1 protein-coding gene is annotated in these 260 nt (G+C 39.6%); it reads left to right on the forward strand.

From position 1 onward, the window contains the following. Positions 1-260: sulfite exporter TauE/SafE family protein (locus tag SB658_RS25070; RefSeq protein WP_410603122.1), on the forward strand; the 260-nt coding region annotated here is incomplete at both ends.

The raw sequence follows: 260 nt of genomic DNA on the forward strand, positions 1-260 counted from the left end.
TTCTTTTACAGATAACGAAGGAAACACTGTACACTATCAATTTCCACCGCTTCTCGCAATCTTTATCGCCTTTATAGTTGGTTTTATATCTGGATTATTTGGAATTGGCGGCGGTGCCTTACTTGTTCCAGCAATGATGCTACTTTTTGCATTCCCAGCACATATTGCTGTAGCAACTTCGATGTTTATCGTATTTTTATCAGCAATTGTAAGTTCTGCAACTCACATCTCCCTTGGAAATGTCAGCTGGGTTTACGCAT

Origin of the sequence: Bacillus sp. SIMBA_008 (genome assembly GCF_046535495.1) — a bacterium.
In the GTDB taxonomy this organism is placed as follows: domain Bacteria; phylum Bacillota; class Bacilli; order Bacillales; family Bacillaceae; genus Bacillus; species Bacillus subtilis.